At 73.9% G+C, this 24,093-nt stretch carries 25 protein-coding genes; 14 read left to right on the forward strand and 11 right to left on the reverse strand.

Annotated features, from left to right (window positions below):
* Positions 1-81: 81 nt before the first annotated feature.
* Positions 82-2,469 carry a penicillin-binding protein gene (locus tag ACJOT3_RS14450; protein WP_406972890.1) on the reverse strand — a complete coding sequence of 796 codons (2,388 nt, stop codon included), beginning with the start codon at positions 2,467-2,469 and terminating at the stop codon, positions 82-84.
* 432 nt (positions 2,470-2,901) lie between these two features.
* Between ACJOT3_RS14450 and ACJOT3_RS14455 the strand changes: the two genes are divergently transcribed.
* A complete protein-coding gene (locus tag ACJOT3_RS14455; RefSeq protein WP_406972892.1) occupies positions 2,902-3,246 on the forward strand; it encodes a WhiB family transcriptional regulator in 345 nt (114 codons plus the stop codon).
* Positions 3,247-3,468: 222 nt separating this feature from the next.
* Here ACJOT3_RS14455 and bagB read toward each other — a convergent pair whose 3' ends face one another.
* Positions 3,469-4,584 carry an ArsA family ATPase gene (bagB, locus tag ACJOT3_RS14460; RefSeq protein ID WP_406972930.1) on the reverse strand — a complete coding sequence of 372 codons (1,116 nt, stop codon included), beginning with the start codon at positions 4,582-4,584 and terminating at the stop codon, positions 3,469-3,471.
* A 173-nt stretch (positions 4,585-4,757) separates the two neighbouring features.
* Positions 4,758-5,795 (reverse strand): ATPase BagA, encoded by a 1,038-nt coding sequence (gene bagA, locus ACJOT3_RS14465; protein WP_406972894.1) that lies wholly within the window; start codon positions 5,793-5,795, stop codon positions 4,758-4,760.
* Between the two features lie 114 nt (positions 5,796-5,909).
* On the opposite strand from bagA, the gene sp36 reads away from it, so the two are divergent.
* Genes sp36 through ACJOT3_RS14485 form a run of 4 tightly spaced genes read left to right on the forward strand, consistent with a single transcriptional unit; the run spans position 5,910 to position 8,179 of the window.
* Complete coding sequence (gene sp36 / locus ACJOT3_RS14470) at positions 5,910-6,083, forward strand: Sp36 family protein (RefSeq protein WP_013156298.1); 174 nt, start codon at positions 5,910-5,912, stop codon at positions 6,081-6,083.
* Between the two features lie 2 nt (positions 6,084-6,085).
* Positions 6,086-6,547 carry a RidA family protein gene (locus tag ACJOT3_RS14475; protein ID WP_406972896.1) on the forward strand — a complete coding sequence of 154 codons (462 nt, stop codon included), beginning with the start codon at positions 6,086-6,088 and terminating at the stop codon, positions 6,545-6,547.
* Positions 6,548-6,561: 14 nt separating this feature from the next.
* Complete coding sequence (locus ACJOT3_RS14480) at positions 6,562-7,362, forward strand: NUDIX hydrolase (RefSeq protein ID WP_406972898.1); 801 nt, start codon at positions 6,562-6,564, stop codon at positions 7,360-7,362.
* A 10-nt stretch (positions 7,363-7,372) separates the two neighbouring features.
* A complete protein-coding gene (locus ACJOT3_RS14485) occupies positions 7,373-8,179 on the forward strand; it encodes an MBL fold metallo-hydrolase (RefSeq protein ID WP_406972900.1) in 807 nt (268 codons plus the stop codon).
* A gap of 278 nt (positions 8,180-8,457) precedes the next feature.
* Here ACJOT3_RS14485 and ACJOT3_RS14490 read toward each other — a convergent pair whose 3' ends face one another.
* Positions 8,458-9,144 (reverse strand): Crp/Fnr family transcriptional regulator, encoded by a 687-nt coding sequence (locus ACJOT3_RS14490; protein ID WP_431652343.1) that lies wholly within the window; start codon positions 9,142-9,144, stop codon positions 8,458-8,460.
* A gap of 279 nt (positions 9,145-9,423) precedes the next feature.
* Between ACJOT3_RS14490 and nth the strand changes: the two genes are divergently transcribed.
* The 3 genes from nth to ACJOT3_RS14505 all read left to right on the forward strand — a co-directional run bounded on the left by nth (position 9,424) and on the right by ACJOT3_RS14505 (position 12,296).
* Positions 9,424-10,167: an endonuclease III gene (gene nth, locus ACJOT3_RS14495; protein ID WP_406972902.1), complete on the forward strand. Its 744-nt coding sequence runs from the start codon at positions 9,424-9,426 to the stop codon at positions 10,165-10,167.
* 241 nt (positions 10,168-10,408) lie between these two features.
* On the forward strand, positions 10,409-11,062 hold the full coding sequence (locus tag ACJOT3_RS14500; protein ID WP_406972904.1) for an NUDIX hydrolase: 654 nt from the start codon (positions 10,409-10,411) through the stop codon (positions 11,060-11,062).
* 55 nt (positions 11,063-11,117) lie between these two features.
* Positions 11,118-12,296, forward strand: a complete 1,179-nt coding sequence (locus ACJOT3_RS14505; protein WP_406972906.1) for a MarP family serine protease — start codon at positions 11,118-11,120, stop codon at positions 12,294-12,296.
* A 260-nt stretch (positions 12,297-12,556) separates the two neighbouring features.
* Here the strand turns inward: ACJOT3_RS14505 and ACJOT3_RS14510 are convergent, their stop codons facing one another.
* Together ACJOT3_RS14510 and ACJOT3_RS14515 are read right to left on the reverse strand one after the other, a co-directional pair.
* On the reverse strand, positions 12,557-13,099 hold the full coding sequence (locus ACJOT3_RS14510) for an ATP-binding protein (RefSeq protein WP_406972908.1): 543 nt from the start codon (positions 13,097-13,099) through the stop codon (positions 12,557-12,559).
* A 13-nt stretch (positions 13,100-13,112) separates the two neighbouring features.
* Positions 13,113-13,460 (reverse strand): STAS domain-containing protein, encoded by a 348-nt coding sequence (locus tag ACJOT3_RS14515; RefSeq protein ID WP_073381848.1) that lies wholly within the window; start codon positions 13,458-13,460, stop codon positions 13,113-13,115.
* A gap of 170 nt (positions 13,461-13,630) precedes the next feature.
* Between ACJOT3_RS14515 and ACJOT3_RS14520 the strand changes: the two genes are divergently transcribed.
* Positions 13,631-15,895, forward strand: coding sequence for a DEAD/DEAH box helicase (locus tag ACJOT3_RS14520; RefSeq protein ID WP_406972910.1), 2,265 nt, complete (start codon positions 13,631-13,633; stop codon positions 15,893-15,895).
* 28 nt (positions 15,896-15,923) lie between these two features.
* Here the strand turns inward: ACJOT3_RS14520 and ACJOT3_RS14525 are convergent, their stop codons facing one another.
* A complete protein-coding gene (locus ACJOT3_RS14525; RefSeq protein ID WP_406972912.1) occupies positions 15,924-16,436 on the reverse strand; it encodes a hypothetical protein in 513 nt (170 codons plus the stop codon).
* 127 nt (positions 16,437-16,563) lie between these two features.
* Between ACJOT3_RS14525 and ACJOT3_RS14530 the strand changes: the two genes are divergently transcribed.
* The 5 genes from ACJOT3_RS14530 to ACJOT3_RS14550 all read left to right on the forward strand — a co-directional run bounded on the left by ACJOT3_RS14530 (position 16,564) and on the right by ACJOT3_RS14550 (position 19,483).
* Positions 16,564-16,788 (forward strand): DUF4244 domain-containing protein, encoded by a 225-nt coding sequence (locus ACJOT3_RS14530; protein WP_406972914.1) that lies wholly within the window; start codon positions 16,564-16,566, stop codon positions 16,786-16,788.
* Positions 16,766-17,128, forward strand: coding sequence for a TadE family type IV pilus minor pilin (locus ACJOT3_RS14535; RefSeq protein WP_406972916.1), 363 nt, complete (start codon positions 16,766-16,768; stop codon positions 17,126-17,128). The genes ACJOT3_RS14530 and ACJOT3_RS14535 overlap by 23 nt, the downstream gene beginning before the upstream one ends.
* Positions 17,125-17,628: an Rv3654c family TadE-like protein gene (locus ACJOT3_RS14540; RefSeq protein WP_406972918.1), complete on the forward strand. Its 504-nt coding sequence runs from the start codon at positions 17,125-17,127 to the stop codon at positions 17,626-17,628. Before ACJOT3_RS14535 ends, ACJOT3_RS14540 begins: the two co-directional genes overlap by 4 nt.
* Positions 17,625-18,848 carry a hypothetical protein gene (locus tag ACJOT3_RS14545; RefSeq protein WP_406972920.1) on the forward strand — a complete coding sequence of 408 codons (1,224 nt, stop codon included), beginning with the start codon at positions 17,625-17,627 and terminating at the stop codon, positions 18,846-18,848. The genes ACJOT3_RS14540 and ACJOT3_RS14545 overlap by 4 nt, the downstream gene beginning before the upstream one ends.
* A gap of 197 nt (positions 18,849-19,045) precedes the next feature.
* Complete coding sequence (locus ACJOT3_RS14550) at positions 19,046-19,483, forward strand: hypothetical protein (RefSeq protein WP_406972922.1); 438 nt, start codon at positions 19,046-19,048, stop codon at positions 19,481-19,483.
* An 89-nt stretch (positions 19,484-19,572) separates the two neighbouring features.
* Here the strand turns inward: ACJOT3_RS14550 and ACJOT3_RS14555 are convergent, their stop codons facing one another.
* The 4 genes from ACJOT3_RS14555 to ssd all read right to left on the reverse strand — a co-directional run bounded on the left by ACJOT3_RS14555 (position 19,573) and on the right by ssd (position 23,806).
* Entirely contained in the window at positions 19,573-20,277 is a 705-nt protein-coding gene (locus ACJOT3_RS14555) for a type II secretion system F family protein (RefSeq protein WP_406972924.1), read from the reverse strand.
* A gap of 334 nt (positions 20,278-20,611) precedes the next feature.
* Positions 20,612-21,295, reverse strand: coding sequence for a type II secretion system F family protein (locus ACJOT3_RS14560; RefSeq protein ID WP_406972926.1), 684 nt, complete (start codon positions 21,293-21,295; stop codon positions 20,612-20,614).
* Between the two features lie 172 nt (positions 21,296-21,467).
* Entirely contained in the window at positions 21,468-22,607 is a 1,140-nt protein-coding gene (locus ACJOT3_RS14565) for a TadA family conjugal transfer-associated ATPase (RefSeq protein WP_406972932.1), read from the reverse strand.
* A gap of 119 nt (positions 22,608-22,726) precedes the next feature.
* Positions 22,727-23,806 (reverse strand): septum site-determining protein Ssd, encoded by a 1,080-nt coding sequence (gene ssd, locus ACJOT3_RS14570; protein ID WP_406972928.1) that lies wholly within the window; start codon positions 23,804-23,806, stop codon positions 22,727-22,729.
* Positions 23,807-24,093: the final 287 nt, after the last annotated feature.

Below are 24,093 nucleotides of genomic sequence, written 5' to 3' on the forward strand. Positions count from 1 at the left end.
CGCGGCATCCGCCGCGGCCCCCTCGTCGTGTTTCCTGTACCGGTTTCCCGTCCCGGGTTCGCGTCCCGGGTTCCCGTCCCGCTAGTCGCGCGGGGTGGCCGGCGTGTGCGCCGGCCGGACCCGGAACCACCCGTCGTCGTCCTCGTCCGCGTTCCCGCCGGCGGTCCCCCCGCCATGGCTCAGGAACACGTTGACCGTGGCCCCCCGCGGCAGGCGCGTGCCCGGGTCGGGGTTGACCGCGGCCACCGAGCCCTCCGGCTCCGACGAGTTCAGGCGGGTGCCGGACACGTTCACCGTGTACCCGGCCGCCTCCAGGGTCGCCACCGCGTTCGCCTCGGTCTGCCCGATCACGTTGGGCACACCCCCGTCGTCGGACGCCGGGCTGGGGTCGTCGTCGGGTGTGGGCGAGGGCGGCCGGGGCACCGCGGTGGAGCCGAACCTGCCCGGCGCGGAGGCCAGCTGCTCGACCTCCAGGCCCTGGTGGGCCGCCTGGAAGCTCTCCTGCCAGATCCGCCCCGAGATCGTCGCCCCGTACACCACCGGGTAGTAGCGGTCGCCGATGGTGACGTTGCGCAGCGGGTACTGCTGCGGGCCGCGCGGGTCGGCGACGAACACCGCGGACGCCATCTGCGGCGTGAACCCGGCGAACCAGGCCGCCGCGGAGCCGTCCGTGGTGCCGGTCTTGCCGGCCGCCGGACGCCCGATGCCCAGGGAACTGGCGGTACCGCCGTTGAACGTCTGCGACAGCAGGTAGCTCACCCCGTCGGCGACGTCCTCGTCCAGGACCCGATCGCACTCCGGCTCGATCTCGATCGTGGACCCGGCCTGCTTGTCCTCGATCGTGGTGATGGCCTGCGGCTCGCAGTACACACCGCCGGAGGCGAAGGTCGCGTAGGCGTTGGCGACCCGCAGCGGGGACACCTCCTCGCTGCCCAGCGTGAAGCTGCTGTTGGCGAGCGAGTTCTCGTTCTCGGTGAACAGGCTGCCGTCGGCCCGCTTAAGGCCCAGCTTCTCGGCCATCTCCATCACGTCGCAGATGCCGACCTTGGCCTGTAGCTGCGCGAAGTAGGTGTTGGACGACGCCTTGGTGCCCGACACCATGTTGTGCGTGGTGCCCGAGGCCGTGTCGCCGGCGTTGCTGGGCTCCCACGTCGCCAGGTACCCGCCGTTGCAGCTGCGCTGCCCGGAGACGGACACCTTGGTCGGGGAGTTGAACGCCGTGCTGAACGGCATCCCCTCCTCCAGCGCCGCCGCCAGCGTGATCGCCTTGAACGTCGACCCGGCCTGGAACCCGGTGCTGCCGCCCCGGTCGGCGTCGGTGGCGAAGTTGATGGAGGTCTCGCCGAGCTTGCTCTCGTCGGGGCCGTAGTTGCGCCCCTGGGCCATGCCGAGGATCTGTCCGGTCCCCGGCTCGATGATCACCTGGGCGGACACCTTGCGGGACTCGTTCTCGCGCGGCACGTACTTGTCGACGGCCGTCTGCGAGGCCTCCTGCACCTGCGGCTGCAGGGTGGTGTGGATCTCCAGGCCCGCGGTGCGCAGCCAGCGCGCCCGCTCGGTCTCGTTGGGGCCGAACCGCTCGTCCTTCTCGATCTCCTGGACCACGTAGTCACAGAAGAACGGCTGGTCGCTGGGGACGCACCCGTTGGGCGGGGTGTCCAGGTCCACCTCCAGCGGCTCCTCCTTGGCCTCCGCGGCCTCGGCCTCGGTGATGGCGCCGGAGGCGACCATGCGGTCGAGGACGACGTTGCGGCGCTCGACGGTCTGCTCGGGGAAGAACCGGGGGTTGTAGAGGTAGGGGTAGCGGACCAGGCCAGCGATGGTCGCCGCCTGGTGCAGCTCCAGCTCGCTGGCGGGGACGTCGAAGTAGTGCTGGGCGGCCGACTCGACGCCGTAGGCGCCGTCGCTGAAGTAGGCGATGTTCAGGTAGCCCTCAAGGATCTCGTCCTTGGTCATCCGCTTCTCCAGGGCGATGGCGTATCGCAGCTCCCGGATCTTGCGGGCGATCGTCTCCTCGCGGGCCTCGTCCAGCTCGTCCTGGGAGGTGGCGGCCTCGATCTGGACGTTCTTGACGTACTGCTGGGTGATCGACGACGCGCCCTGGGTGTCGCCGCCCAGGGTGCGCAGGGCGGCACGCAGGGTGCCCGCGACGTCGAGGCCGCCGTGCTCGTAGAAGCGGGCGTCCTCGATGGCGAGGATGGCGTCGACCATGACCGGGGAGACGTCCTCAAGGGGGACGAGCTCGCGGTTCTGGTCGAAGATCTCGGCGATGACGCCGCCCTCGGCGTCATAGATGGTGGAACGCTGCGGGGGAGGCGGCGTCTCTAGATTGCTCGGCATGTCGAGGAACCCGGCGGCGATGTTGCGGGCAGTGATGCCCACACCGCCGACGGCGGGCAGTGTCAGCGCGGCGACCAGAAGCCCCGCAATGGCACTGACGACGACAAGTTGGCTGATTCTCTGAAGCAATGTCCCCTGACCCACCCCATCAGACTAAGTGACCACATGAGCGCGGAGAGGTGCGCTGTGGAACGGATGGTGCTCGGACGTAGCGAAACGCCCGCAGCACCGCGCGGGCCCTGCCCCCCAAACCATCTTTTCACGTGTTATCGCAGCCCCTGCGCCCTACGGTTCGGTCGCACAGGGAGCCCGGGGTCATCGCGGCGGGAGGGCTCGCAGCAGCCGCGCAATGGCCCGAGCGGACCATATTCGGTGAGATGGAAAGTGGGTCGAGTGGGTTCTGTCGCGACGGCCCCGAAGTCCGTAACTTTTTGCACAGCGGGGCGGGCGTTCGTCCATCCCACTCGTCAGCCGGAGCCTACCCTTTCCCGGCGCCCGCTCGGAGCACACGGATACCCGGGCTCCCCGCGGTCACGGCCCACCCACGGGGGTACAGCGCACATGTGGATTCACCAGTGGACGACCCGGGCACGCTGCCGCAGGGTCGACCCCGACGCACTGTTCGTCCAGGGCGCGGCCCAGAACCGCGCCAAGCTCATCTGCCGGGATTGCCCTGTACGCACCGAATGCCTGGTGGACGCGTTGGACAGCCGGGTGGAGTTCGGGGTGTGGGGCGGGATGACCGAACGCGAGCGCCGGGCGCTGCTGCGCAGGCACCCGCAGGTCACCGACTGGGCCCCGGTCCTGGAGCTGGCCTGCCGCGAGGGTGAGGAGGACCTCGTTCGCGACCTGGTCCGCTTCGCCGACGCCGCGGTGGCGGCCACCACCGCCGCCACCCCCTCCTGACCCCGGGCGGCCCCGGCCGCCTTCGCTCACCGCTCCGCCGACCGCTCTCCGGTCCGCCGACCGCTCCCGGTCCGGTGTCCGCTTCAGCCCTGCCGACACCGCTCCCGTCCTGCCGCCGCGGCTCCCGCCCAGCCGATCACCTCTGAACCGGCCGGTGTCCCCGGCCCCGCCGAGCCCTCCGCGGCCCACCCGCGGCCTCCCGCCACCGCGGGCCCGCGGCCGCTACGCCCCGCGGGCCAGCGCCTCCCCGATCCCGCGCAGCCCGTCCAGGTCGTGGACGTCCTCGGGCAGGGCGGGCACCTCCGCCACCGCCACCCCCGGGTGGGCGGCCGTGGTCCGCTCCTGGAGCCCCCGCTCGCGCCGGTGGGTGCGCACCAGCTCGGCGTGCAGCCGCAGCGCCGCCGACGCCCCCGGGTGCGTCCCCGCCGCCTCCAGCGACTCCGCGGCCGCCGTCGCCGCATCAGCGTCCAGCCGCGCCCCCGCCCCCGCCGGCAGCGGGTGCGTCCGGTTGACCACCAGCCCCGCCAGCGGCATCGCGTCCGTGGCCAGCCGCCGCATGAAGTACGACGCCTCGCGCAGCGCGTCCGTGTCCGGCACCGCCACCACCACGAACGCCGTCCCCGGCGCCTGCAACAGCTTGTAGGTGCGCTCCGCGCGCTCCTGGAACCCGCCGAACACCGTGTCGAACGCCGCCACGAACGCCCGCAGGTCGTTCAGCAGCTGTGCCCCCAGGATCTTGCCCAGCACCGAGGTGACCAGCCCCATACCGGCCCCCAGCAGCTTGAACGCCCCGCTGGGCGCGGGCGCGCTCAGGAACTTCACCAGCCGCCCGTCCAGGAACCTCCCGAGCCGCTTGGGCGCGTCCAGGAAGTCCAGCGCGGAGCGGCTGGGCGGGGTGTCCACCACGATCAGGTCCCACTCCCCGGACTGGCGCAGCTGCCCCAGCTTCTCCATCGCCATGTACTCCTGCGTGCCGGAGAAGCTCGTGGAGAGGGTCTTGTAGAAGGGGTTGGCCAGGATCTGCCGGGCCCGCTCCGGGTCGGCGTGCTCCTCGACGACCTCGTCGAAGGTCCGCTTCATGTCGAGCATCATCGCGTGCATGGTCCCGGGGGTGCCCTCCGGCAGCGGTACCGGGCTCGGGGTGTTGTCCAGCGACTCCAGCCCCATCGACTGGGCCAGCCGCCGGGCCGGGTCCACGGTGATCACCACGGCGTGCCTGCCGCGTTCGGCGGCCCGCAGCCCCAGGGCGGCGGCGGTCGTGGTCTTGCCGACCCCGCCCGCCCCGCAGCACACCACGATCCGCGTCCCGGGGTCGTCCAGCAGCGCGTCCACGTCCAGGCGTCCGGTGCCGTCCGGTTGCCAGGTGCCGTCCGGTTGCCAGGTGCCGCCGGGCTGCCCGACACCGCCCAGCCGTCCGGCACCGTCCGGTCGTCCGCCGTCGTCCGGCCGCCCGGCACCGCCCAGCCGTCCGGCACCCTCTGAACGCCCGTCGCCGTCCCGGTGTCCGACGCTCACCGGCGCACCCCCTGTTCGGCCATGCGGCGGGCCAGCCCGTCCAGCGCCGCCCGGTCCACCCCGCCCTCCAGCAGGGGCAGTTCCAGCAGCGGCGCCCCGGCGCCCGCCAGCTCCTCGCGCATCCTCTGCTCCAGCAGTACCCGCCGGGCGTGCGCCCCCACCTCCCCGGCCAGCGACGCCGCCAGCTCCCCGGGGTCGTCCAGCCCGGCGGCCTTGAGCCCGGAGGTCAGCTCCTCCAGGTCGACCTCCCCGGCGGCCGCGGCCGCCAGCGAATCCCGCGGCAGCACCGGCGGACGCACCATGTTCACCACGACCATGCCCACGTCCAGGCCGAGCCCGGCGATCTCGGCGATGCCGTCCCGGGTCTCCTGGGCGGGCATCTCCTCCAGCAGCGACACGAAGTGCACCCGCGTCCGGCCGGAGCGGATCACCTCCATCACCTTGTCGGCGTGGTTGCGGATCGGGCCCACCCGGGCCAGCCCGGCCACCTCGGAGTTCACGGTGAGGAACCGGCCGATGCGCCCGGTGGGCGGCGCGTCCATGACCACCGCGTCGTAGTGGAAGGGGCCCTCCGCGCGGCGCCGCCCGCCCTCCCGGCGGCGCACCGCCTCGGTGGCCTTGCCGGTGAGCAGCACGTCCCGCAGGCCCGGGGCGATGGTGGTGGCGAAGTCGACGGCGCCCAGCCGGCTGAGGGCCTGCCCGGCCCGGCGCATGCCGTAGAACAGCTCCAGGTACTCCATGAGCGCCGCCTCGGCGTCCGCGGCCAGCGCGAACACCCGGCCGCCGCCGGGCACCGCGTCGATCTCGCGCTCCTCGTAGGGCAGCGGCGGGGTTCCGAACAGGGTGGCGATGCCCTGCCGCCCCTCGACCTCCACCAGCAGCACCCGCCCGCCGTCGGCCGCCAGAGCCCGGGCCAGTGCCGCCGCCACCGTCGTCTTGCCGGTGCCCCCCTTGCCGGTGACGATGTGCAACCGGACGCCCGCACACGCCCGGGCGGGATCGGGGTACCGCGCTCGGTCCTCACGCTCGCTCACTCCACGGAGTCTATGCGGGTGTCCTCCTCGCACGCGGTGGGCCGCCCGGGTGAGTAATGTGGCGGCGTCGACGTGCCCGGACCCGCCGGGCGCACCGCACAGGGGGTAGTCACCTTGAGCAAGTGGGAGTACCAGACGGTGGCGCTGCTGTCGCACGCCACCAAGCAGATCCTCGACAACTGGGGCGCCGACGGCTGGGAGTTGGTCTCCGTCGTCCCCGCGCCGCTGCCCGAGGGCACCGACCCGCGCAACCAGCAGTACGTCGCCTACATGAAGCGGGAACTCTAGACATGGCCACCCCCGAAGCCCGCATCGCCGAGCTCGGACTGACCCTGCCCGAGGTGGCGGCCCCGGTCGCCTCCTACGTTCCGGCGGTCCGCAGCGGCTCCCACGTGTACGTGTCCGGCCAGCTGCCGTTCGTGGAGGGCAGGCTGCCCGCCACAGGCAAGGTCGGCGCCGAGGTCTCCCCGGAGGACGCCAAGGAGCTGGCGGCGCTGTGCGCCCTCAACGCGATCGCGGCCGTGCGCGCCGAGGTCGGTGAGCTGTCCAACGTCGTGCGCATCGTCAAGGTGGGCGGGTTCGTGGCCAGCGCGCCCGACTTCACCGGGCACCCCGGGGTCATCAACGGGGCCAGCGACCTGCTCGCCGCCGTGTTCGGCGACGCGGGCGTGCACGCCCGGGCCGCGGTCGGTGTCGCGGCCCTGCCGCTGGACTCGCCGGTCGAGGTTGACATGATCGTCGAGGTCGTCTGAGCGAGGAGAAGCCGATGTCGAGCGGTTCAGGTCAGGGCGGTGCGGTGGTGCCCCGCCCGGCCGCCACGGTGGTGCTGCTGCGCCCGGCGGGCGCGGGCATGGAGGTCCTGCTCATGCGCAGGGTCCGCTCCATGGGGTTCGCGCCCGGCGCCTACGTCTTCCCCGGCGGCGGGGTGGACGTGCGCGACGAGTCCGGCGACCTGCCCTGGACCGGACCGTCCCCGCGGGAGTGGGCGGACGTGCTCGGCGTCGACGTCCCCCGGGCCAGGGCCCTGGTCTGTGCCGCGGTCCGCGAGACCTTCGAGGAGACCGGGGTGCTCCTGGCCGGGGAGCCCGGGAGCGACGACCTCGTCCTGGACACGACGTCGCAGGAGTGGGAGCGGGACCGGCTGGGGCTGATCGACCGCTCCCGCTCCTTCACCGAGGTGCTGTCCCGCCGCGGCCTGGTGCTGCGCTCGGAGTGGCTGCGCGCCTGGTCGCGGTGGATCACCCCGGCCTCGGAGAGGCGCCGCTTCGACACCTGGTTCTTCGCCGCCGAGCTGCCGACCGGGCAGGCCTCCCGGGACGTCGGCGGCGAGGCCGACCTGACCCGGTGGATCGACCCGGCGCTGGTGCGCGGGGAGTGGGAGCGGGGGCGGATGCCGATGCTCCCGCCGACCCTGGTCACCTGCGGACAGGTGGCCGAGTGCGGCACCCTGGACGAGGTGAGGCACGTGAAACGGGATATCGTCCCCATTGAGCCCGAAGTGCGCGAGGTCGACGGCCGGCTCCGTGTCTTCGTCCCCGACGGGATCGACTACCCCCTTCCCGAGTGAGTGAGGTGCGATGAGGATCGACGGTTCCGGCACGTTGCGCGCCGGCTGTGTCCTGTGCCCCAACCCCGGTCCGATGACCCTGGAGGGGACCAACACCTGGATCCTGCGCGAGCCCGGCTCCCGCGGGGTCGTGGTGGTCGACCCGGGGCCGCACGACGAACGGCACCTGGAGCGGGTCGCGCGCACGGTGCAGGAGCAGGGCGCCCAGGTGCTCATGGCGGTCCTCACCCACCGGCACCCGGACCACTCCGAGGGCGCCCGGTACTTCTCCGAGCTGACCGGCGCCCCGGTGCACGCGGTCGACCCCGAGATGCGGGTGGGCGGCCGCGGCCTGGTCGACGGCGAGCTGCTGGAGGCCGACGGGCTGCGCCTGCGGGTGCTGTCCACCCCCGGGCACACCGACGACTCCATCTGCCTGTACCTGGAGGCGGACGGGGCGATCCTCACCGGGGACACGATCCTGGGGCACGGCACCACCGTCATCGACGGCGACGACGGCCTGGGCCCCTACATGGAGTCTCTGTACCGGCTGCGCGACCTGGTCCGCGAGTACCAGGTCCGCACCCTGCTGCCCGGCCACGGGCCGATCCTCACCACCCCGGCCGCGGTGCTGGACTCCTACATCGACCACCGCGAGTCCCGGCTCGCCCAGGTGCTGGACGCCGTGAACTCCGGCGCGGTGCGGGTGGAGGAGATCGTCGACCGGGTGTACCCGGACATCACCGAGCAGATCCGCTTCGCGGCGATGTCGTCGGTCCGCGCCCAGCTGCGCTATCTGTCCCTCAACGGCAGCCTCCCCGACGGCGTCGAGGCCTGACACACGTCCGCGCGCGAGCCTGGTCCCGGACCCGGACTCGGACTCGGGCCCGGGAACCCGCCACCCGTCTGCGCGGTCCCGGTCCCGCGCCCCTGACACCCGCCTGCGCGCGAGCCCGGTCCCGGTCCCGGACTCGGCGGACCCGGGCCTGAAAACGGCGACGGGCTCCGGTCCGCGCGATTCCCGGGAGGGGATTCGACGCGGGCCGGAGCCCGCCGGGGCTCCCGCGGTGCGGGGCCGGGCGTCGCCGGTACGGCGTTCTGCGACCTCGGGTCCGACTAGCGGGCGCGGCGGCGCATGCGCTCGACGTCCAGCAGGACCACGGCCTTGGCCTCGATCCGCAGCCAGCCGCGCAGGGCGAACTCGGCCAGGGCCTTGTTGACCGTCTCGCGGGAGGCGCCGACCAGCTGGGCCAGCTCCTCCTGGGTGAGGTCGTGGTGGACGTGCAGGCCGTCGTCGCCCTCCTTGCCGAACTTCTCGGCGAGTTCGAGCAGGGCCTTGGCCACGCGGCCGGGGACGTCGGTGAAGACCAGGTCGGCCATCACGTCGTTGGTCCGGCGCAGGCGCTCGGCCAGGGACTTGAGCAGCTGGAGCGAGACCTGGGGGCGGCTCGACAGGAACGGGCGCAGGTCGTCGTGGCCCAGCCCGGCCAGGACGGAGTCGGTCACCGCGACGGCGCTCGCGGTGCGCGGGCGCGGGTCGAACAGCGACAGCTCACCGAACATCTCGCCGGGGCCGAGCACCCCGAGCAGGTTCTCGCGGCCGTCCACGGCCGTGCGGGTCAGCTTCACCTTCCCGTTGAGGATGACGTACAGGCGGTCGCCCTCGTCACCCTCGTTGAACAGGGTCTGTCCCCGTCCCAGGCGCACTTCGCTGATCGAAGAGCGCAGTGCCGCGGTGTCCTCCTCGTCCAGGGTCTCGAACAAGGGGGCCTTGCGCAGCACCTCGTTGATGTCGTCCACCACACGTCCTCCTAAAACCTGACCGCCAACAGTGTGACGTATATCGCACCCGGGTGTGAAACCGGGTCGTTACCGCGGCTTGTCCGCCGAGAGACCACGCGCCCACGATTGGCCGGCGTCAGCCCCTGCGATCTTAGTCGTGATCGGCTTGTAGCAGGGATGTCCGCGCCGTGCCAGCGGGACATTGGTTACATAATCCCGAGGTCCGACCCCGCCGCGGCGGGCGGGTGCCCGATCGGCGGTTCCGAGCGCGGCCTCCCCACGGCCCCCTACCCTGTGACGATGCCCCGTGACACACCGAACGCGAACGTCCCCGTGCGCACCCCCACCGGTGAGAGCCGCCTCGCGCTGGTCCGCCGAGCCCGCAGGATGTACCGGGAGCTCGCCGAGCTCTATCCGGACGCCCACGCCGAGCTGAACTTCACGACCCCGCTGGAGCTGCTGGTCGCCACGATCCTGTCCGCGCAGTGCACGGACAAGAGGGTCAACCAGACCACTCCGACCCTGTTCGCGCGCTACCCCGACGCCGAGGCCTACGCCTCCGCCGACCGGGACGAACTTGAGGGGATCATCCGACCTCTCGGCTTCTTCCGCGCCAAGGCGAACAGCCTCATCGGACTCGGGCAGGCCTTGTGCGAACACCACGGAGGCGAGGTTCCGGGGAACCTCGCCGACCTGGTCAAACTACCCGGTGTAGGGCGGAAAACCGCAAACGTACTGCTCGGTAACGCCTTCGGTGTGCCCGGAATCACCGTGGACACCCACTTCGGGCGCCTCGTCCGCAGGTTCGGGTGGACCGACGAGGAGGACCCGGTCAAGGTCGAGCACGCCATCGGCGAGCTCTTCCCGCGCAAGGACTGGACGATGCTCTCCCACCGCGTCGTCTGGCACGGCCGCCGCGTCTGCCACGCCCGCAGGCCCGCCTGCGGGGCCTGCGTGGTCGCGCACTGGTGCCCCTCCTTCGGAGAGGGCCCCACCGACCCCGAGACCGCCGCCAAGCTGCTGCGCATGCGCTCCTTCGCCTGACCTGCGCCGCCCCTCGCCCGACCGGGGCGGGGCGCCGCACGGGCCCGTCCACAGGGATGTGCGCACCTGTCAGGAACAGGTGTCGTGCTTTGTACTCTGATGGTGTGAGCGTCGACACCGCCAGAACCACCCTGCCGGGGTCCCATCACGTGACGATCCAGGGGAGGGACGGGCCGCGGCGGCGCCGACGGCCCGCGGTGCCCCGCCGACCCCGACCCCGCCCCGAAGGCAGGTGCCGACCATGAACCCGACGCCGTCCTGGCTCGCCTCGCTCGCCGACGCGGCGTCCGGCATGACCGTGCCCCCGCAGATGCGGCCGCCGCGGGCCGGCGGCCGCGAGTCCGCGGTCCTCATCCTCTTCGGTGACGGGCCCCAGGGCCCCGACCTGCTGTTCATCCAGCGCAACGCGGGGCTGCGCAGGCACGCCGGGCAGCCCGCGTTCCCCGGCGGCCGCATCGAACCCACCGACCCCTCCCCCGAGGCCGCAGCCCTGCGCGAGGCCGCCGAGGAGACCGGCCTGCTGCCCGACGGGGTGGACGTCGTCGGCCGCCTCCCCGAGCTCTACCTCAGCTTCAGCGACTTCCGGGTCGCACCCGTCCTGGGCTGGTGGCGCGACCCCAGTGAGGTGCGCCCCACCGACCTGGGCGAGGTCGCCGCCGTCTCCCGCGTCCCCGTCGCCGACCTCGTCGAACCCGACAACCGCGTCATGGTGCGCTACGGCGACGGCACCCGCTGGGGTCCCGGGTTCCGGGTGGACGGCATGCTCGTGTGGGGGTTCACCGGTGCCATCGTCGACCACCTGCTCGTTCTGGGCGGCTGGGAACTTCCCTGGCGCCGGGAGGGTCTCACCGATGTGTTCGAGGCGACGCCGAACGGACTGCGCCCCGTCGGCTGAGGCCGAACCCCGCTCACCTCGCTCCCGTGGGTAGCGCTCACCTTTGGAGGGCAATGTGCTCGACGTGATCCTGATCGTCCTGTTGCTGCTGTTCGCGGTGACCGGGTACCGACAGGGTTTCATCGTCGGTGTCTTCAGCTTCGCGGGGTTCATCGGCGGCGGTGTGCTCGCCGCGCTGACCTGCCCGGAGTACATCCAGCGGTGGGTGGACGACCCCGGCCGGCAGGCCCTGGTGGCCATCGCCGTGGTGTTCCTGTCCGCCGCCCTGGGCCAGTTCCTGCTCTCCTACCTGGGCACGATGGTCCGCAACAGGGTCACCTGGGACTCGGCCCGGGTCGTCGACGCCATGGGCGGCGCCGTCGTCAGCGGGCTGTCGGTGCTGCTGGTGGCGTGGTTCATCGGCAGCACGGTCGCCAACTCGGCGCTGCCGTTCGTCGCCGAACAGGTGCGCGGCTCCCGCATCCTGCAGTCCGTCGACACGTTCATGCCGGAGTCGGCGCACAGCGGCTTCTCCACGTTCCGCCGGGTGGTCGACCAGAGCGCCTTCCCCCAGGTGTTCAGCGGCCTGGGCACCGGGGAACTGGCCGAGGTCGAGCCGCCCGACCCCGACGTGCTCACCACGCCCGAGCTGATCGAGGCCAGCCGCAGCGTCGTCAAGGTGCTGGGCACCGCCCCGTCCTGCCAGCGGCGGGTCGAGGGCACCGGGTTCGTGTACTCCGACGGCCGGGTCATGACCAACGCCCACGTGGTCGCCGGGGTCACCGACGAACTGCGGGTGGTCACCCGGGAGGGGCACCAGCTGGAGGCCACCCTGGTGCTGTTCGACGCCCAGCAGGACCTGGCCGTGCTGCACGTGCCCGACCTGGAGCTGACCCCGCTGGCGTTCACCCCCGACGCGCCCCAGGGCGGCGACGCCGTCGTCGCCGGGTTCCCGCGCAACAGCGGGTTCACCGCGGTCCCGGCCCGGGTGCGGGCCCGCCAGACCGCGCAGGGCCCCGACTTCTACCACTCCCAGCAGGTGAGCCGGGAGATCTACCAGGTGCGCGCCGTGGTGCGGCCGGGCAACTCCGGCGGGCCGCTGCTGGCCCCCGACGGCACGGTCTACGGGGTGGTGTTCGCCGCCGCCACCAACGAGCCGGAGACGGGGTACGTGCTCACCTACGACGAGATCTCGGCCAACGCCGAGCGGGGGCTCACCGCCACCGCCGAGGTGTCGTCCCAGACCTGCGACTGACGAAGGGTGCCCCTCGGTGGTCCGACCACCGAGGGGCCCGGTGCACGGCACAGGCCCCGGTGAAGGACACAAGGCCCGGTGAACGAGGCAAGGCCCGGTGAACGAGGCAGGGGCGCGCTGGACGAGGTATGGGTGCGCTGGACGACCAGGGTCCGGTGAACGAGACAAGGGCGCGCCGGACGGCCAGGGCGCCGGTGAACGACGGAGGGCGCCTCCCCGCGGCGGGGAGGCGCCCTCGTCGTTGCAGTGTCCGGAAAACCCTAGTTGGAGCTCGGGTCCGGGGTGATCGGCCAGCTCATGCGCACGATGGTCCCGTGCTCACCGGGGTCGATCTTGACCTCGTCGGCCAGGCCGGTGATGACCGCCAGGCCCAGCCCGGGGGAGAACCCCGAGATCCCGCCGGGAGGAGTGTCCTCACCGTCGAGGAAGAGTCCGTCGAGGAGGGGTTCGGTGTGGTCGGCCGGTTCCGGGACCTCCGTGGCCGGGGCCCGGTCGGAGACGACCACCTCGAAACGTCGGGTCGCGCTCCCGTTGGCGCGCAGGATACGGCTCGCGGTGTCGGCACGGGGGTCCGACACCGGATCAGGCCCGCCGTCGTCGATCAGCTGGAGCAGGATCGGCTGCGTCGGGCAGTGCAGCTTGTGCGCCGCCACAGCCCTGGAGCACGCCTCACCGACCGCCAACCGGATCTCGTCGATGGTGGAAGCGGCAATGCCCGCCCGCCGGGCCACGGTCGCGGCCATGAGCCGGGCCGTGCGCACGTGGGCCGGAAGCGCACTGATCGTGAGCGTGATGGTCGCCATCGCTCGCTCTGTACTACTTCGCGGAACGCTTGTCGATGGCTTCCTGCACGGTGTTGTGGATACCGAAGACCTTGGTCAGTCCGGTGATCCGGAAGATCTTGAGAATGCGCTCCTGGGTGCACACCAGGTCCAGGGTGCCGTCGTGCGCGCGCACGCGCTTGAGGCCGCCCACGAGCACGCCCAGACCCGTCGAGTCCAGGAACTCCACCTTCTCCATGTTGACCACGAGGTGGAAGTTGCCCTTGTTGACCAGGTCGATCAGCAGCTCGCGGAGCCGGGGTGCGGTATAGACGTCGATCTCACCCTCAACGACGACGATCTCGGTGTCGCCCTCGGTGTAATGATCAAGCTTCAAGTCCACTAGTCCTCCAGCGCCGATGATCTCTGCCGGGCGTTACCCCACCAGCACGCATTCAACCACGGGTGGCGTGCCGGCCCTCCCGTGATGCACGGAAAAACCGTGACACCGCGCGACCGTTCCCCCAGATGACACACTGAAACCAATGTCCGCCCAGTGAGGAGGGGTCTCGGATGACGCGACCGGAGCCCGTGCTTCCCGGTGTGTGGCGTGACGATACCCGGTACCCGCAGGTGACCCACGTCGAACACGTGGCCCGACACGACGGGGTGAGCGGACGGTGGCCTGACTGGACCCCGGCCCTCCTGGTCGAACGGCTGGCCGATCGGGGGATCACGGGGCCGTGGTCCCACCAGGTGGCCGCCGCCGACCTCGCACGCTCGGGCCGTGATGTGATCATAGCCACGGGTACCGCCTCGGGAAAGTCACTTGCCTTCCTTATGCCCGCGGTGGAGGCGGTTGACGCGGGCGGAACCGTTCTGTATCTCTCGCCGACCAAAGCGCTGTCCCGGGACCAGCTCCGCACCATCGAGGATCTGCGCCTGCCCGGCCTGCGCGCGGCCGTCTACGACGGCGACACCCCGCCCGAGGAACGCACCTGGGTGCGGGAGCACGGCAACTACGTGCTCACCAATCCGGACATGCTCCACCACGGGATGCTGCCCCGGCACGAGGCCTGGCGGCGCTTCCTGCGGCGGTTGCGCTACGTGATCGTGGACGAGGCCCACCTGTACCGCGGGGTGTTCGGATCGCACGTCGCGCAGATCCTGCGCAGGCTCCGGAGGGTGTGCGCCCGGCACCGGTCCGAGCCGGTGTTCGTGCTGGCCTCGGCGACCTCCGGGAGCCCCGGGGAGAGCGCCACCCGGCTCACCGGGATTCCGGTCACCGCCGTCACCGAGGACGGGTCGCCGCGGCCGGGGATGTCGGTGGCGCTGGTGGAACCCGAGTTCACCGACCTGACCGGCGAGCACGGCGCACCCGTGCGCCGGACCGCGCCCTCACACGCCGCCGAACTGCTCGCGGAGCTGGTCAGGGAGGGTGTGCGCACGCTCGTGTTCGTGCGGTCGAGGCAGGGCGCCGAGCTGGTGGCGCTCACCGCCCAGCGCCTGCTGGAGCCCGACCTGGCCCGCCGGGTGGCCGCCTACCGCGGCGGTTTCCTGCCCGCCGAGCGGCGGCGGCTGGAGGAGGCGCTGCGCACCGGGGAGATCCTCGGGCTGGCCAGTACCAACGCCCTGGAACTGGGGGTGGACATCACGGGTCTGGACGCGGTGATCATCGCCGGGTGGCCCGGCACCCGGGCCTCCCTGTGGCAGCAGGCGGGGCGCGCCGGGCGCGGGGACGACGCGGCACTGGCCGTGTTCGTGGCCCGGGACGACCCGCTGGACACCTACCTGGTGCACCACCCGGAGGCGATTTTCGGCCAGTCCGTAGAGACGGCCGTCCTGGATCCGGAAAACCCGCACATCCTCGGTCCGCACCTGTGCGCGGCCGCCCAGGAGTTCCCGGTCACGGAGGACGACTTCTCGCTCTTCGGCCCCACCACCCGGGAGCGGCTCGACGAACTCGTTCACCGGAAATTCCTCAGGAAGCGTCCGAGGGGGTGGTTCTGGACGAGCAATGAAAGGGCAAGTGACCTCGCCGATATTCGGGGTTCCGGCGGGTCGCCCGTGCAGATCGTCGACATATCGACCGGCGGCCTGCTCGGCGAGATCGACGAGGCGGCCGCCCACGGCACCGTTCACCCCGGCGCGGTGTACCTCCACCAGGGCGACACCTACCTCGTCCAGGACCTGGACCTCGACGAGGGGGTGGCCCTCGTGCAGCCGGCCGAACCGCCGTACAGCACCTGGGCGCGCGACACCACCGACATCACCGTCCGGTCGGTCATCCGCGAGGAGGAGTGGGACAGCGGGGCGGTGCTGCGCTTCGGTGAGGTGGAGGTGGTCCGGCAGGTGGTCGGCTACCTCAAGAGGGACGTGCGCACCGGGGCGGTCCTCGGCGAGCAGCCCCTGGACCTGCCCGAGCGCACCCTGCGCACCCGCGCCGTGTGGTGGACGCTGCCGGCCGACGCCGAGGAGCGCCTGCGCAAGGAGGAGGTCGGGCTGCTCGGCGCCGCCCACGCCGCCGAGCACGCGGCGATCGGCATGCTGCCGCTGCTGGCCACCTGCGACCGCTGGGACATCGGCGGGGTGTCCACGGCCACCGGCCGGGTGGAGGTGTTCGTCTACGACGGGCACGAGGGCGGCGCCGGGTTCGCGGAACGCGGGTTCTCGGCCGCCCGGGAGTGGCTCACCGCGACCCGCGCGGCCATCGCCGACTGCGCCTGCGAGGAGGGGTGCCCGTCGTGCATTCAGTCGCCCAAGTGCGGCAACGGCAACGAGCCGCTGAGCAAGTCGGGCGCCCTGCGGATGCTGGACGAGGTGCTGGGCGCCGACTGAGGTGTCCGCAGGAGACCCGCGGCGGCGCTCACAGGCCCGGGAGCGGGCGGGGGCGCGCGGCGAGGCGGGGTGTGCGGTCCGGCGGGTCCGGGGGCTCCGGGAAGGGGACGTCGCCCACCGCCGCGTACAGGAGGAACGGGAGCTCCGCGTCGTCCTGGACGATGGCCAGCGCCACCCAGCGGCCGGTCCCCGGGGGACACCACACCCGCACGGCGCCGACCGCCGTGTACAGGTGGCCGAACGCGGACGGGAGCTCTGCGCCCTCCGCCGCGGCGTCCGCGTAGGGGCGCGGGTCGACGGCCGCGGGGGCGCCCCAGCGCTCGGTGAGGGCGGCCGCGACCTCCGCCAGGTCGGCCTCGACCGCGTCCAGGGCTGGCTCGACCGTTGTGTCCGAGCGGTCGTCCCAGAAGTCCCGGCTCGCGGCCAGGAGCACCAGGTGGAAGTCCGCGCCGCCGGAGGGCGGCGGCCGCCCCGGGGCGTAGGGGCGGGCCAGGTCGGCGTCGATCAGACGCAGGCGGGCGTGGAGGTCGGCGGCGGTCATGGCGCCATCATCGCGGGCCGGGAGAAAGTTATCCACAGGCTGGGGAAAGCCCTTCCGCCGTACCCCGGCGCCGCGCACCCTGGAAATCAGGGCGACACCCCTGTCGCCCTCCTACCAGGGAGGTTCCGTGTTCTCTCCGGCATGCCTTGCCACCCTCACCCACCGTCCGCCCACCCTCACGCCGCGTCCCCGCGTCGCTGAGGGTGACCGCGGCATCACCACCACGGAGTACGCCTTGTGCATCCTCACCGCGGCGGCCTTCGCCGGGATCATGTACGCGATCGCCAAGAGCCAGGCCGTCAACGACGCCTTCACCGGGATCGTCATCAATGCGCTCGGCAACGGCTTCTGACCGCGGTGCCGTCACCGTCGAGTTCGCGCTCACCCTGCCCGCCCTCCTCCTCGTCCTGGCACTGGCCGTCGGCGCCGTCACCGCCGCCGACGCCCGGCTCGCCTGCGCCGACGCCGCACGCGTGGCCGCCCGGTCCCTGGCCCGGGGCGAGAGCGAGGCACAGGCCCGGCACCTGGCCCGCGCCGCCGCCCCGGACGGTGCCCGCATCGACCTGGGCCGGGACGGCGGGACGGCGCGCGTCACCGTCACCACCCGCGTCCGCTTCGGCCGCGTCCACCTCCACACCGTGGAGGTGAGCGGCTCCGCCGCGGTCCTCCTCGAACCCGGAACCCCGCCATGACCCCCGGCCCGGCCTCCCGGGCCCCTACCCGCCCCGGGCCCGGGGCGGAGTCCCACCCGGGAACGGCTGACCGACCCGACCCTCGATCCAAGGCCGACCGTCGTCCCAGAACCGGGCACGGTCCTGACAACAGCTCTGCCGACCCTGCCCCGGACACCGGCGCGGCCGCCGTCCACTGGGTCGCCATGGCGGCCCTGCTGTGGACGGTCGCCGCGGCGGCCGTCCTGGCGGCGACCGCCCGGTTCGACCGGGACCGCGCCGGCACGGCGGCGGACCTCGCCGCCCTCGCGGCGGCGTCCGTCGCCGTCCACGGGCAGGACACCGCCTGCGAGCGGGCCCGCCTCACCGCCGAGGCCAACGGGGCCTCCCTCGACACCTGCGAGATCACCGGCCACACCGCCGAGGTGGTGGTCGCCGTCCCCTCCGTTCTCGACCTGTCCGTCGGCGCGCGCTCACGCGCCGGACCGATCCACGGAGCCCTTCCGGAGGAAGCACCATGACCGTGCCCGCCCTGATGTGCGCCCTGCTCCTGAGCGCCGCCCCCTCGCCCCTGTGCCCGCCGCCCATTGCGGCGACCCCCGAGCGCTCCTGGGCCCCGGGCGACCCCCGCGCCGCCCAGCCGCTCCCCACCGACCAGACCCCACACGCCGTCACGACCCACCCGCACCCCGCCGACACCGCCCTGCCCGAGTACTCGGTCACCGCGTACGGCGCCCCGCTGCTGCCGCGGTCCGCCGCCGACGGCGCTTTGTCCGGGGACGCGGTCGCCGCGGATGGCGCTCTGTCCGGGGACGCGGCCGCCGCCGACGGCGCGGTACCGCTCCCGCTCACGGCCGCCGCGGATGGCGCGTTGCCTGGGCACTCGGCCACCGCTGACGGCGCCACGCTGTCGCCGGGGCTCGCAGTAAGGGGCGCCGTGCTGCCGTTCCCGGTCGCCGCGTACGGCGCCCCGCTGCTGCCGCGGTCCGCCGCCTACGGCGCGATGCCGTTCCCGACCGCCGCGGACGCCGCCCTGCCCGGGCACCCGGCCACCGCCGACGGCGCGATGTCGTTCCCGGCCGCCGCGGACGGTGTGCTGCGGCACCCGGCCACCGCTGACGGTGCCGTCCCACGCCCGCTCCCGGGTTCGGCGGACGGGGTGCTGCTCCAGCATGTGGTCGTGGTGGACGGAACCGTGTCGCTCCTGCGTCCCATCGCGGACGGGGACGTGTCTCTGCGGGACCTGACGGCCGTGGACGGCGTCGTGGCCCTTCCGCTTCCGGGGGCGGTGGCGATCCGGGGCACGGGCGGCTCCCCGGCGGCCGACGACGGGCCGGAGGCGGGAACGGCCTCGGAGGCCTCGGCGCCGGTCCGGCCGGTCTCCGGCGGGGAGGAGCCCGTCCGGGCGGCCTCCGGTGGGGAGGTCCCGGCGGCGGAGCCGACCTCCGTCCCCGCGGTGGTCCCCAGCGGCGGCCCGGAGCCGACCGCCGAGCCGAGCGAGGCGGAGTGGAGCGGCCGGCCGGACGCCGAGCCCGGCACCGTCCAGGTGGTGCACCACGTCTCCACCACACCGGCCCCGGCCGCGACCGTCGCCCGGGTCGTCGGCAACGCCTCCACCGTGCTCCTGGCCCTGCTCGGCGTGGCCGCGCTCGCCCTGCGCCTCACCGTGGGCTGGCCCCGCTTCCCGGAGCCCTACCTGGGCCGCCGCCGAGCGGGAGGGGACCGCGACGATCCCTGGTGACACGTTCCGCGCCTGCCCGGCGGCGGGGGCCGCCCGGGCGCGCAACGGGGTGAGGGCTCGGCCGCGCCCGGGGTCCGGCCGCAGGTCTGTGGCCCGGGCGCGGGCGGGTACTCGCGTTCGGGCTGCGGCGGCCCGTTCGTGCCCCGGTCGCCGCAGGTCGGACACGTCGAGGCCGCAACGGCCGTACCCTCCGATGTATGGGACACCGACACCCGAGCAAACTCAAGAACACCGAGGTGGGTCATGCCCGGGCGCGGTGGCTGCTGCGGGCGGAGTTGGCGGGGTGCGCCGAATGCCGGGCCGAGGGCGATCGGGAGGCCCTGGGCGACCTCGACCAGGAGGGTGTGTTCGACTCGCTCATCAGCGGCTTCGTGCTCGCCCGGGTCCAGCAGTGGCGTGCGCCGGGGCGCACGCCGCGCTACCCGGCGACGGTGTACCGCCTGGCCCCGGTGGACGAGCGCGACTTCTGGCGCCCGCCCACCCAGCACTGCATGCGCCTGTGCACGGTCGAGGGGTCGCGCGGCACGCTGGTGAACACCCTGTCCGCGCTCAAGGAGCTGCGGCTGATGCCCCTGCGCGACCGCTCCCTGGTCCTGGACGACATCATCGACGGCCTGAGCGAGGACGAGGCCTGAGACCGGCCTCCCGGAGAACCCGGCCGCGATCCGTGTTCCCGCACCGCCGTCCGCACGACCGGTAATCCCCGGTCGCGGGAACCCGGGGGTCACCCTCCCAGCGCGTGTGACAGCAGGTCCACCACCATCGGGACCACCCCCACCAGCAGGAACGACGGCAGAAAACACAGCGCCAGCGGCATCACCACGAGCACACCCAGGCGCTCGACCCGCGCCGCCGCCTGGGAGCGCAGCTCCCGGTGCAGGTCCGCGACGTGCCGGTCGAGCAGGTCGGCCACGGGGGCTCCGGTGTCGGCGGCACGGGCCAGGTCGCGCCCGGCCGCCACCAGTGGCTCCGGCAGCGTGCCGGCCGACTCCGCCCAGGCCGCCACCGGGTCGGCGCCCAGGCGCAGCCGATGGGCCACCGACGCCAGCTCCGCCCCGAGCCTGCCGGGGGCGGCCCGCGCCACGGCCGCCAGGCAGGACACCAACGGCGCCCCGGCCCGCATCCCGGCGGCGATGAGCCCGATCACCACCGGCACGTCTCCGGTGAGCCCGATCCGCTCCTCGTCGCCTCTCCTGCGGACACGCATCCACCACCCGGCGCCGGCGACCGCGGCGACCACCGCGCCGAGCGGCCCGAAGAGGGCCCCGGCCACCGCCACCGCACCCGCCGCGGCCGCCGACAGCACCAGCGCCCGGCCGGGGACGGGCGCCCTCGGCGCCTTCGGAGGCCGCAACCGCGCCCCAGGGCCGCCGCCCATCGCGACCCACACCCCGAGAACCCCGCACACCACGGCGATGACGGTGAACATGTTCTCCCTCCTGAATCCCTGACACCCCCGCACCGCACAAGTCCCCGCGGAGCGGTCGGTGAACGTTTTCGGTCTGCCTTACAGCAGAGGGACCGCTCGCCGCGGCGACGTGGACCGCAGAGCACGGGCCGGGGCGGCCGGTGGATGCCTTCGGCCGGCGCCTGTGCCGAGAGGTGGCCCGCCACCACGCCCTGGAACACCACGCTCCGGAACGCAGAGCACGAACCTGGATGCGGTCGACCGGCGGCGTTCCACGGCGGGGCCGGATACCCCGCGCGGCGGCCGCCCGGCCGATCGGCCGCCCGGCCGGTCGCGGGCGGCACCACGGCGCGGCCTAGTCGCCACGGTCGACGGCGGCGCGGACCAGGCGGGAGATCCACCACAGGCCGGTGAGGTTCAGCAGCACCCCGAGCATCAGGCAGAGCAGGCCCAGCGGGGTGGTGAACAGGAACACCAGGGGCGAGCCGCCCAGACCCGCCGACAGGAGCAACGCCACCACGGGGAGCGCACCGAGCACGATCGCCGTGGTCTTCGGGCCGCCGGTGCGCGCCGCGATCTCGGCCCGCACCTCTTCCTGGGCGGTGAGTTCGGCGGCGAGGGCGGCCACCACATCGGCCAGCCCGGCGCCGGTGTCCGAGGCCACCTCCCAGCACACGGCCAGGTAGGCGAGGGCGCGCAGGTCCGGGTCGGCTTCGGCGGCCCGGACGGGGGCCCGGGTGCCGAATCCGTCACCGACCGCCCGCGCCACCTCCGGCCCGGCCTCGGCGAGCGCCGCGCCCAGCGCGTCCTCGGGTGGTCGCCCGGCCCTGAGTTCGGCGGCCAGCACCCGGCACAGGGTGATGACCCCGCGCCGTTTCTCCCGGCCCAGCGCCGCCTCCCGGCGCACCGCCCGCAGGCGTTCCAGTGCTTTCCACGGGGTCGGCCCGCGCGGCACCACCCACCCGATCCGCCCCGTCCCGGCGTCGACCAGCGCCCCCAGCAGCACCAGCCCTACCGCGCACACCCACAGCCCGATCACGTGACGACCCCCGTGCCTGTCCGACCACGCCCCGCCCCCAGGGACCCTCGCCGTTCACATGTCCTGTCCACCCATGCCTCCGCCCCAGGGACCCGGGTTTCCCCCATGGCGTCGGCCGCCTCACCGCCTTCGGGCACCGGCCCGGCGGAGGCCGCCGCCCTCCTGTGTGTGTTCACCGGCGCCAGCCCTCGCCGATGCGGGCGGTGAGCGCGTCGATCCCCGGGTGCTCGCGCTGGGCGCCGTCGGCGGTGAACGACACCGCTGGCACCGTGTGCACCAGTCCCTGGCGGTCGTGGTCCAGCACCCGCACCTCCGCCAGCCGCCGGGCACCGGCGTCCCGCACCAGGTGCACCACCAGCACCCCGGTGGCCGCCAGCTGGCTGTGCACGGCCTCCCGTCCGATCCCGGCGGCGCAGCCCAGCGCCTCCACCCGGGCCGGCACGTCCCCCGCGCCGTTGGCGTGGAGGGTCCCCGCGCCGCCCTCGTGGCCGGTGTTGAGCGCACCCAGCAGGGACACGATCTCGGGTCCTCGCGCCTCGCCCACCACCAGCCGGTCCGGGCGCATCCGCAGCGCCTGGCGGACCAGCACCTCCAGGGTCACCTCGCCGCTGCCCTCGATGTTGGCGGGGCGCGTCTGTAGGCGCACCACGTGCGGATGGTCGGGTCGCAACTCGGGGGAGTCCTCGGCCAGCACGATCCGCTCGCCCGGGTCCACCAGGGACAGCAGCGTCGACAACAGGGTCGTCTTGCCCGTGCCCGTGCCGCCGCTCACCAGGAACGCCGCCCGCGAGACCACCACCGCCCGCAGCAGCGCCGCCCCGCGCGGGGTGAGGGTCCCGCAGTCCACCAGCCGCTCCAGGGTGAACACCCGGCGCGGTGGCATCCGCAGTGACAGGCACGCCCCGGTGGGGCAGATCGGCGGCAGCACCGCGTGCAGCCGGGCCCCGTTGGGGAGGCGCGCGTCCACATAGGGGACCGCCGCGTCCAGCCGCCGCCCGGCCTGTGCGGCGAGCCGCTGGGCCAGCCGCCGCACCGCCTCCGCCGACTCGAACCGCACCGCCACCCGGCGCAGCCCGCCGCCGTCGTCCACCCACACCTCGTCCGGCCCGTTGACCAGCACATCGGTGACCCCGGAGGTCATCAGCTCTTCCAACGGCCCGGCCCCGGCCAGGTCCGCGGCCAGCCGCCGGGTCAGCGACAGCACCTCGGCATCGCCCAGCACCCCGCCCTCGGCCCGCAGCGCCGCCGCCACGTTGCCGGGGCTGACCACCACCCCCGAGGCCACCAGCCGGTTGCGCACCGCCTCCACCAGGTCGGACCCGGCGGAGCCGCCGGTGCGCCGCGGCGGCGGACCTTCTCGCAACGGACCGTCCCGCAGCAGGGTGGAACCGGTCACCGACGGCCGCCGCAGCGCCCGCTCGGTCAGCGCGCTCACCGCGGCACCCCCGTCAGTTCGGCGACGAGCCGGTCGGCGAACCCGGCCAGCGGCGAACGCGGATGGTCCGCGGGCCGCAGCCCGGCGGTCAGCGCCCGCTCCAGCCCCGGCTCCGGCGGCAGGTCCGCCCCCAGCGCCAGCCCCAACCCCCGGGCCACCACGTCGGCGGTCAGCCCGCCCGACGCCCCCCGCACCACGGCGCGCACCTCCCGGGACTCCGCGCGCAGCCGCGGCACCATCGCCGACGCCGCCACCACGGCGGCCACCTGCGCGGGCACCACCAGCAGCACCAGGTCGGACCGGTTGAGGAACGCCGTGACCGCGGCCCCGAACGACCGCGGCAGGTCGACGACGACCAGGTCGCACCCCTGCCGCGCCGAATCCAGCATCGCCCGGGCGGCGGCCACCGGCAGCGGGCCCCGGCGCGCGTCCGGCCCGTGCACCCAGGTGAGCACCGAGATCCCGGCGGGTCCGGGCAGCCGCGCCGCCACGTCCGACCAGCGCAGCCGGCCGCGCCGGTCCGCCAGGTCGTCCCAGCCGAGCCGACCGTCCACCGGGTCGCGCTCGCACCCGAGCAGGATGTCGGGGCCGCACCCCAGCGGGTCGGCGTCCAGCAGCGCGGTGCCGTGCCCGCCCCGCGCCCCGGCCAGCGCCAGGGCGACGGCGAGCAGGCTCGCCCCGGCCCCGCCGCGCCCGCCCATCACGGCCACGGTCGGCGCCCGCCTCCCGGGCTGCCCGCTCGCGGCGATCAGCCCGGTCAGCAGGTCCTCGTCGCGGGGCAGCAGCATGGCGGTGCTCGCGCCCGTCGGCCCCTGCCGCCCGGGACCCGGGCCGTACCGGGGACCGTGGGTGCCGCGGTCCACCACGACGAACCGGGCGTGCGGTGGCCGCTCCCCGGCGCGCAGTTCGGGGTAGAGGTCGGCGCCCAGCACCACCAGCGGCGAACGCGGCCAGGACAGCAGCGCGCGGTCGACGGTGTCGGCGGTGTTGACCCGGACCGAGGCCGCGGCCGACAGCCGCAGCAGGTCGTCGAGCAGGTCGGTGTCGGCGGTGGCGATGAGGGGCACGGCGTCCATGGGGCCTCCGGGGCAGGGGGAGGGGCACCCTTTGACCATCGCCGATCCGCCCGGCCGGCGAAAGCCCGATCCGCAACCTGTGGATAACCCGGCCCCGTGGACGAGACGTCCCGGGCCTGTGGACGATCGGTCCCGGGCGAGGCCGCGCCGATCCGCGGGGGAAGCCGCTTCCCTTCGCGGGGATGACCCACCCGGGCCGGGGCCTTACGCCGGCCGCTCCTCCCGCGTGGGGGGAGAGCACGGATGACCCGCCCGGGCCGGGGCCGCACCGACCCTCGGGGAGAAGA

The organism is Nocardiopsis protaetiae, assembly GCF_045446735.1.
In the GTDB taxonomy this organism is placed as follows: domain Bacteria; phylum Actinomycetota; class Actinomycetes; order Streptosporangiales; family Streptosporangiaceae; genus Nocardiopsis; species Nocardiopsis protaetiae.

Coding starts and splice junctions, on each gene's coding strand:
- ACJOT3_RS14455 (WP_406972892.1), top strand. CDS start 2,902: ATGTGGATTCACCAGTGGACGACCCGGGCACGCTGCCGCAGGGTCGAC.
- ACJOT3_RS14475 (WP_406972896.1), top strand. CDS start 6,086: ATGGCCACCCCCGAAGCCCGCATCGCCGAGCTCGGACTGACCCTGCCC.
- ACJOT3_RS14480 (WP_406972898.1), top strand. CDS start 6,562: ATGTCGAGCGGTTCAGGTCAGGGCGGTGCGGTGGTGCCCCGCCCGGCC.
- ACJOT3_RS14485 (WP_406972900.1), top strand. CDS start 7,373: ATGAGGATCGACGGTTCCGGCACGTTGCGCGCCGGCTGTGTCCTGTGC.
- nth (WP_406972902.1), top strand. CDS start 9,424: ATGCCCCGTGACACACCGAACGCGAACGTCCCCGTGCGCACCCCCACC.
- ACJOT3_RS14500 (WP_406972904.1), top strand. CDS start 10,409: ATGAACCCGACGCCGTCCTGGCTCGCCTCGCTCGCCGACGCGGCGTCC.
- ACJOT3_RS14510 (WP_406972908.1), bottom strand. CDS start 13,099: ATGGCGACCATCACGCTCACGATCAGTGCGCTTCCGGCCCACGTGCGC.
- ACJOT3_RS14520 (WP_406972910.1), top strand. CDS start 13,631: ATGACGCGACCGGAGCCCGTGCTTCCCGGTGTGTGGCGTGACGATACC.
- ACJOT3_RS14525 (WP_406972912.1), bottom strand. CDS start 16,436: ATGACCGCCGCCGACCTCCACGCCCGCCTGCGTCTGATCGACGCCGAC.
- ACJOT3_RS14535 (WP_406972916.1), top strand. CDS start 16,766: ATGCGCTCGGCAACGGCTTCTGACCGCGGTGCCGTCACCGTCGAGTTC.
- ACJOT3_RS14540 (WP_406972918.1), top strand. CDS start 17,125: ATGACCCCCGGCCCGGCCTCCCGGGCCCCTACCCGCCCCGGGCCCGGG.
- ACJOT3_RS14545 (WP_406972920.1), top strand. CDS start 17,625: ATGACCGTGCCCGCCCTGATGTGCGCCCTGCTCCTGAGCGCCGCCCCC.
- ACJOT3_RS14550 (WP_406972922.1), top strand. CDS start 19,046: ATGGGACACCGACACCCGAGCAAACTCAAGAACACCGAGGTGGGTCAT.
- ACJOT3_RS14555 (WP_406972924.1), bottom strand. CDS start 20,277: ATGTTCACCGTCATCGCCGTGGTGTGCGGGGTTCTCGGGGTGTGGGTC.
- ssd (WP_406972928.1), bottom strand. CDS start 23,806: ATGGACGCCGTGCCCCTCATCGCCACCGCCGACACCGACCTGCTCGAC.